The organism is Plasticicumulans sp. (assembly GCF_035331805.1).
GTDB lineage: Bacteria > Pseudomonadota > Gammaproteobacteria > Competibacterales > Competibacteraceae > Plasticicumulans.
Genome location: NZ_DAOLKE010000192.1, coordinates 1 through 6,837 on the forward strand (window position 1 = coordinate 1; position 6,837 = coordinate 6,837).

Consider the following 6,837-nt stretch of genomic DNA (forward strand, 5'->3'; position numbering starts at 1 on the left):
GAACCCGGCCGCATCGTGCTCGACGTGCATGCGTCGATGGAGCAGGTGCTGGTGCAGGCCGCCTACGGCCCGGCGGCCACGGCCACGCTGCCCGAGCGCATCCGCCTGCACGGTGACTATCTGCGTGCGCACCTGAGGCTCGCGGCCGATGACGTGGCCCTGCAGGCCGGTCCGGCCGAAGCCCTGGCGGCGCGGCCGGGGCGGGCGGCGTGGCGGCTGGTGTTCCCGCTGCCGGCCGGCAGCCGGCCGGCACGCCTGAGGCTCTGGCAGGACCTGCTGCGCGAGATCGAGTACGCGCCGGGCAATCCGTGGGAGGCGAGCTACGTGCTGCGCGTGTCCGGGGCCGGAGCCGGCGAAGGCGGGCTGCTGGCTTCGGCGCAGACGCTGAGCCTGTCGTTAAGCCCGGCGCCGTCCGCTCCGGCCGCGGCACCGCCGGCCCCGGCCGTGCCGGTGGCGCAGTGGATCGCCCACGGCCTGCGGCACATCCTCGCCGGCTACGACCACCTGCTGTTCGTCGCGGCGCTGACGCTCGGTGCGCGGCGCCTCGGCGAGCTGGTCTGGCTGGTCGGTGCGTTCACGCTCGCGCACACGCTGACGCTCGCGCTGTCGGCGCTCGATGTGATCCGGCTGCCGTCCGGCCTCGTCGAGCCGATGATTGCCGCCAGCATCGTCGCGGTTGCGCTGCTGAACGTGTTCGGCAGCACCGATGCGCGCACGCCGCACCGGCGGCTGCTGTGCGCGTTCGGCTTCGGGCTGTTCCACGGCCTCGGCTTTGCCGGCGGGCTGCTGGAGGCCTTCGCCGATCTCGGCGGCGGTGCGGCCGTCACGGCCATCCTCGCGTTCAGCGTCGGCGTCGAGGGCGGGCATCTCGCGGTCGTGCTGCCGCTGTGGACGTTGCTCGCGGCGCTGCGCCACCGGCGCGCCGGCAGCGATCCACGCGCCCTGCGCCGGGGCGCCTCGGTTGCAATTTCGCTCGCCGGCCTGCTGTATCTGGCCGCCGCGCTCGGGCACGGCCCGCTGGCGTGAAATCCATCGCGCAGGGTGCAGCACATCGCGGATGAGCATTGCCGAGGCTCGCGCTACGCTGTGCGGCCCCGCCGCCGCTGCCGGTTCCGTCGTCCATGTCCGATCCGCTTCCTTCCCTGCAACCCGAAGGTGAACCCGCGATCCGCACGATCGCGATGCCGGCCGATGCCAATCCGGCCGGCGACATCTTCGGTGGCTGGCTGATGGCGCAGATGGATCTCGCCGCCGGCAACGTCGCCGCGCGCCGCGCCCGCGGCCGCTGCGTGACGGTGTCGGTCGATCACATCGCCTTCCTGAGCCCGGTCTACGTCGGCGACGAGGTCAGCCTGCACGCGCGCGTCGTGCGCGTCGGGCGCACGTCGATGACCATCCACGTCGAGGCCTGGCGCCGCTCGCGCGACGGCGACGACCGCGTGCGCGTGACCGAGGCCAACTTCACCTTCGTCGCGCTCGATCAGGGCCGCCGGCCGCGCGTGCTGCCGCCGCCGACCGCGCAGGACCCGTGCTGAGCCGCTGACGTTCCTGTCCTGTTCCGGGCGCATCCCGACGGATTTCGACGAGTTTCGACGGATTTTTCGCCGTATTCGCCGCATTCATCGCAGTCGCCGTATTCGCAGAGGTCCCGCCGCCATGAGCGACGAAGTCCTGAAGCAGCTTGCGCTGCAGTACCACCGGGCGCCGACGCCCGGCAAGATCGAGGTCGTGCCGACCAAGCCGCTCGCCACGCAGCGCGACCTGGCGCTCGCCTACGCGCCCGGCGTCACCGCCGCCTGCGAGGCGATCGCCCGCGATCCGGCCGAGGTCGCCAACCTCACCGCGCGCGGCAACCTGGTCGCCGTCGTCACCAACGGCTCGTCGGTGCTGAGCCTCGGGCCGCTCGGGCCGCTGGCCGCGAAGCCGGTCATGGAAGGCAAGGGCGTGCTGTTCAAGAAGTTCGCCGGCATCGACGTGTTCGACATCGAACTCGACGAGAACGACCCGTCGATGCTGGTCGAGGTCATCGCGCGCATGGAGCCGACCTTCGGCGGCATCCTGCTCGAAGACATCAAGGCGCCGGAGTGCTTCGAGGTCGAGCAGCGCCTGCGCGAGCGCATGAAGATCCCGGTGTTCGATGACGACCAGCACGGCACGGCCATCGTCGTCGCCGCGGCGCTGCTCAACGGCCTGCGCGTGGTCGGCAAGCACATCTCCGAGATCCGCCTCGTCTGCGCCGGCGTCGGCGCCTCGGCGGTCGCCTGCCTCGACCTGCTGGTGCGGCTCGGCCTGCCGGCGGCGCGCATCAGCGTCATCGATTCCGAGGGCGTGCTGCACAGCGGCCGCGCCGAGCGGCTCGACCCGTACAAGGCGAAGTGGGTGCGCGACACCGCCGAGCGCACGCTCGCGGGGCTGCTGAAGGACGCCGACGTGTTCCTCGGCCTGTCGGCGCCGGAGGTGCTGCATCCGTCCGACCTGCGCGGCATGGCGCCGAACCCGCTGATCCTCGCGCTCGCGAGCCCCGAGCCCGAGATCCGCCCCGAGCACGCGCATCTGGTGCGCAGCGACGCGATCGTCTGCACCAGCCTGCCGGATCACCCGAACCACGTGAACAACGTGCTGTGCTTCCCGTACATGTTCCGCGGCGCGCTCGACTGCGGGGCGAGCACGATCAACGAGGCGATGACCATCGCCTGCGTGCACGCGCTCGCCGATCTGGCGATGGAGGACCCCGACGAGATCGCGATGGCCGCCTACGGCGAGCACACGCTGAGCTTCGGGCCGAACTACCTGATCCCGAAGCCCTTCGATCCGCGCCTGATCCTGGAGCTGCCGGTCGCGGTCGCGCGGGCGGCGATGGAGTCGGGCATCGCGACGCGGCCGATCGAGGACTTCGACGCCTACCGCGAGGAGCTCTCGCGCCACGTCTATCGCAGCGGCCTGATCATGAAGCCGGTGTTCGAGCGCGCGAAGGCCGATCCGAAGCGCGTCGTCTACTGCGACGGCGAGGACGACCGCGTGCTGCGCGCCGTGCAGATGGTCGTCGACGAGGGGCTCGGGCGGCCGATCCTGATCGGGCGCAGCGAGCGCATCCGCGAGCGCATCGAGCAGCTCGGCCTGCACCTGTACATCGGTGAGGACTTCGAGCTGATCGACCAGCGCGACCACATCTATTTCGATCCGTGCTGGAAGGAATACCACCGGCTGCTGGAGCGTCAGGGCATCACCGAGGCCAACGCCCAGCATCGCGTGCGCACGCGCCCGGCCGTGCTCGGCGCGCTGCTCGTCAAGCTCGGGCACGCCGACACGATGATCACCGGCCTGCAGGCGCGCTACCGCCGCCAGCTCGAATACCTGGTCGACGTGTTCGGCCTGCCGGAGGGCGTCGCCGCACCGGCGGCGATCAGCCTGCTGCTCGGCCCGCGCGGACCGCTGTTCCTCTGCGACACGCACGTGACGCCGAAGCCGAGCGCCAGCGCGATCGCATCGATGGCGCTCATGGCCGCCGATCAGGTGCGCCGCTTCGGTCTGGTGCCGAAGCTCGCGCTGCTGTCGCATTCGAACTTCGGCAGTGACGACACGCGCTCGTCGCGGCGCATGGCCAAGGCGCTGACGCTGCTGCGCGAGCAGGCGCCGGAACTCGAAGTGGAAGGCGAGATGCAGGGCGACACGGCGCTCTCCGAGGTGCTGCGCCGGCGGCTGTTCCCGCACTCCAGGCTCTCGGGCACCGCCAACCTGCTGATCATGCCTTCGCTCGATGCCGGCAACATCGCCTACAACCTGCTGCGCATGGTCACCGATTCGGTGGCGATCGGCCCGATGCTGATGGGCCTCGCACTGCCCGGCCACGTGCTGACGCCGGCAGCGACCGTGCGCCGCGTCGTCAACATGACGGCGGTGGCCGTGGTCGACGCGCAGATCAATCCGGGGCGCTGAGGCGCCGGGCGCTCAGCGTGCGGCCAGCGGCAGGCCGGCCGTGCCGGTGTCCGGCAGGGCCAGGTCGGCGGACACGGCCTCGTCGAGCCAGCCGTCGGCCCCGAGCGCCATGGCCAGATCGATGCGGTCGCTGGTCGAGGCACCGGACAGCCAGACCTTCACGCCGGCCTGCCGGGCCTGCGTGATGCGGGCGGCGAGCCGCCGGCGTTCGTGATGTGAACCCGTGGCCGCTTCCAGATGCGCCGGGCCGAGCCGGAGCGCATCCGGGGCCAGCGCCAGGATGCGCCTCAGCCAGTCCGGATCGTCGCCGCGCAGCAGGCAGGCGATGCCGAAGCCGCGGCTGCGGAAGCCTTCGATCGCGGCCGTCAGCCGTTCCGCCGGCAGCCGGTCGGCATCGGTGAATTCGAGCACGATGTCCGCCGGCGTGCGCCCGCAGCGCTGCAGGATGTCGGCAAACGCCGCCCCGAAAGCCCCCGGCAGCGAACGCAGGTGCAGCGGATGTACCGGCAGCCACAGCGGCAGCGTGCGGCCGTTCCACGGCGTATGCGTGGCGTTCAGCACGTGCAGCGTGCGGATCAGCCGGTCCAGGCGCACGACCTGATCCTTGTCGAGCGTGCGTGCATACGGCATCCAGCTCGACACCGCCTCGCCGCGTGCCGTGAAGACCTGCACGCCGGCCTGCCGGCCGCTGACCACGCCGCTGCGGGCATGGAGCGCGGCGTAGCGGCTGTGCAGCTGCAGCCCGCGGTAGCGGGCGCGGATACTGCCATCGCTTTCGATCGCGAGGCGCGCCTCGTCCCCGGCCCCGTCACCTCCGGAGAAATAGGCGTTCAGGCCATCGACGAGCCGGCCCAGCGTTTCGGTGGTCATGGCCGGTGCCGGTGCCGGTGCCGGGATCGCAGCCTGACGCGGCAGCCGGTGCACGGCCGGCGTGCCGGCCTCGCGGGTCGTCCGCACGGCTGCGGCAGCGCCCTCGCGCAGACGGGCGCGCCGCTCGGCCCAGAGCACCACGAGCACGCTGGGCAACAGGTACAGCGTCAACAGGATCGACATCGACATGCTCAGTTCTCCCTTGCCGGAACCGGACGGGCGGATTTCGTGCTTTCGGCCGGAGCCGCGGAGCCAAGATACGGCCGGAGTGATATTCAAATAAATAATATAAAATATTATTATAATAATATTTAGTTATTAAAGACTGCGCGAATGCCTCCGGAACCAATCCCGGGAACCGGACCGGCCAGCCGTGCAGCCCGTGGTGCAAGCCGGCATACTGCGACGCCCATGGACAACCCGACCCTGCATCAAGGCCCTGACGCGCAATGAGTCTGCGCAACCGCATCCTGCTCGCGACCACCGTCGTGCTCGGCAGCCTGCTGGCTGCCCTGTACGGTCTCGGTCGCGAGGAACTGCAGCGCGGCTACCGGGAGGCCGAAACGGCGCAGGCGCGCACCCACCTCGAAAGCGTGCGCCAGCTCATCGACTACGAACTGCGCGCGCTCGATGACGTGACCATCGACTGGTCGGCCTGGGACGAGACCTGGCGCTTCGCGCTGGCGCCGGCGCAGGAATACCTCGACGTGAACCTCACCGACGGCGGCCTCGATGCGATCCGCGTCGACCTGTTCGCGCTGTATGCGGACAGCGCCCGGCCGGTGTTCGCCGTGCAGCGGCCGTTGCGCACCCGCCCGCCGGGCAGCGAGGGCGGACCTGCACCGCCGCAGGACGAGGCAGGCGAACACGACGGCCTGCGCATTCCGCCGCAGTTGCGGCGGCTGCCGCCCGAAGCGGTGCAGGCCCTGGCGCAACTGCCCGAGCTGCCGGCGCTGGCCCGCGGCGAAAGCGAGGTCCTGCGCGCCAGCGTGCGTCTCGGCGCGCATGCCTACCTGATCGCCGTGCGGCCGGTGCTGACCAGCCAGCGTCAGGGGCCGGCCCACGGCGCGCTGGTGCTCGGCCGGCGGCTCGACGCAACGCTGCTCGCCAGCCTGAGCCAGGTCACGCATCTGCCGCTGCGCTTCGAGGAACCGGCCCTCGACTGGCCGCAGGCGGACGCCGACATCGCGCTGGCGCGTGGCGAGGACGGCGCGCTGGTCGGGCGCCTGCGCCTGCACGATCCCTTCGGCAACACCGTGGCGGTGCTGCGCAGCGACCGGCTGCCGGATCTCGGTGCCCAGGCGGCGGCGGCCGAGAAATACCTGAGCGCCGCGCTGCTCGTGCTCGGCGGCGGCTGCCTGCTGCTGGTGCTGCTGCTGCTGGAGAACTGGGTGCTCAGGCGCATCGCCGCGATCGACGCGATCGTCGATGCGGTCGAGCAGAGCCGCGACACCCGCCAGTACCGCATCCACGATGCCGGGCAGGACGAACTCGGCCGGCTCGGGCGCGCGATCAACCGCATGCTCGACACGCTGCACGCCGCGCATCTGGAGATTGCCCACGAGGCCGCGCACGACCCGCTGACCGGCCTCGCCAACCGCCGGCGCGCGCTCGACACGCTGGCGCACGTGATCGCGACCGGCGGCGGGCCGCTGGCCTTGCTGATCATCGACCTCGACGGCTTCAAGCAGGTCAACGACACGCTCGGCCACATCGCCGGCGACATGGTGCTGCGCACGGTCGCCACCCGGCTGAGTGCCGAGACCCGGCGCACCGACCTGGCCGCACGCCTCGGCGGCGATGAATTCCTGGTGCTGATCCTCGGCGACACGGCCGAGGAGGACGCGCTGTGGCTCGCGCGCAAGGTCATCGCCGCAATCGCCCGGCCGGTGCCGCACGCCGGCACCCAGGCGCGCGTGTCGGCGAGCATCGGCATCGCGCTGTACCCGCAGCACGGCGAGAACTCCGAGGCCTTGTTCGCGGCCGCCGATGCGGCGATGTATGCGGCCAAGCGGGCCGGGCGGGATGGCT

Annotated in this window: 5 protein-coding genes; 4 read left to right on the forward strand and 1 reads right to left on the reverse strand. The window is 71.3% G+C overall.

The annotated features are described in order from the left end of the window. From PKE44_RS12965 to PKE44_RS12975, 3 genes are all read left to right on the forward strand, one after another. A partial coding sequence (locus PKE44_RS12965) for a HupE/UreJ family protein (protein ID WP_324551853.1) occupies positions 1 to 1,026 on the forward strand: 1,026 nt, incomplete at its 5' end. Positions 1,027 to 1,121: 95 nt separating this feature from the next. After that, positions 1,122 to 1,535 carry an acyl-CoA thioesterase gene (locus PKE44_RS12970; RefSeq protein WP_324551855.1) on the forward strand — a complete coding sequence of 138 codons (414 nt, stop codon included), beginning with the start codon at positions 1,122 to 1,124 and terminating at the stop codon, positions 1,533 to 1,535. Between the two features lie 121 nt (positions 1,536 to 1,656). Continuing rightward, positions 1,657 to 3,936: an NADP-dependent malic enzyme gene (locus tag PKE44_RS12975; protein ID WP_324551857.1), complete on the forward strand. Its 2,280-nt coding sequence runs from the start codon at positions 1,657 to 1,659 to the stop codon at positions 3,934 to 3,936. 12 nt (positions 3,937 to 3,948) lie between these two features. Here the strand turns inward: PKE44_RS12975 and PKE44_RS12980 are convergent, their stop codons facing one another. Further along, on the reverse strand, positions 3,949 to 4,995 hold the full coding sequence (locus PKE44_RS12980) for an EAL domain-containing protein (RefSeq protein WP_324551859.1): 1,047 nt from the start codon (positions 4,993 to 4,995) through the stop codon (positions 3,949 to 3,951). A 260-nt stretch (positions 4,996 to 5,255) separates the two neighbouring features. Here PKE44_RS12980 and PKE44_RS12985 point away from each other — a divergent pair. Then, on the forward strand, positions 5,256 to 6,837 hold a 1,582-nt coding region (locus tag PKE44_RS12985; RefSeq protein ID WP_324551861.1), incomplete at its 3' end, for a diguanylate cyclase.

Bases quoted from the DNA above. Each gene is read 5' to 3' on its own strand.
- PKE44_RS12970 (WP_324551855.1), top strand. From the start codon at position 1,122: ATGTCCGATCCGCTTCCTTCCCTGCAACCCGAAGGTGAACCCGCGATC.
- PKE44_RS12975 (WP_324551857.1), top strand. From the start codon at position 1,657: ATGAGCGACGAAGTCCTGAAGCAGCTTGCGCTGCAGTACCACCGGGCG.
- PKE44_RS12980 (WP_324551859.1), bottom strand. From the start codon at position 4,995: ATGTCGATGTCGATCCTGTTGACGCTGTACCTGTTGCCCAGCGTGCTC.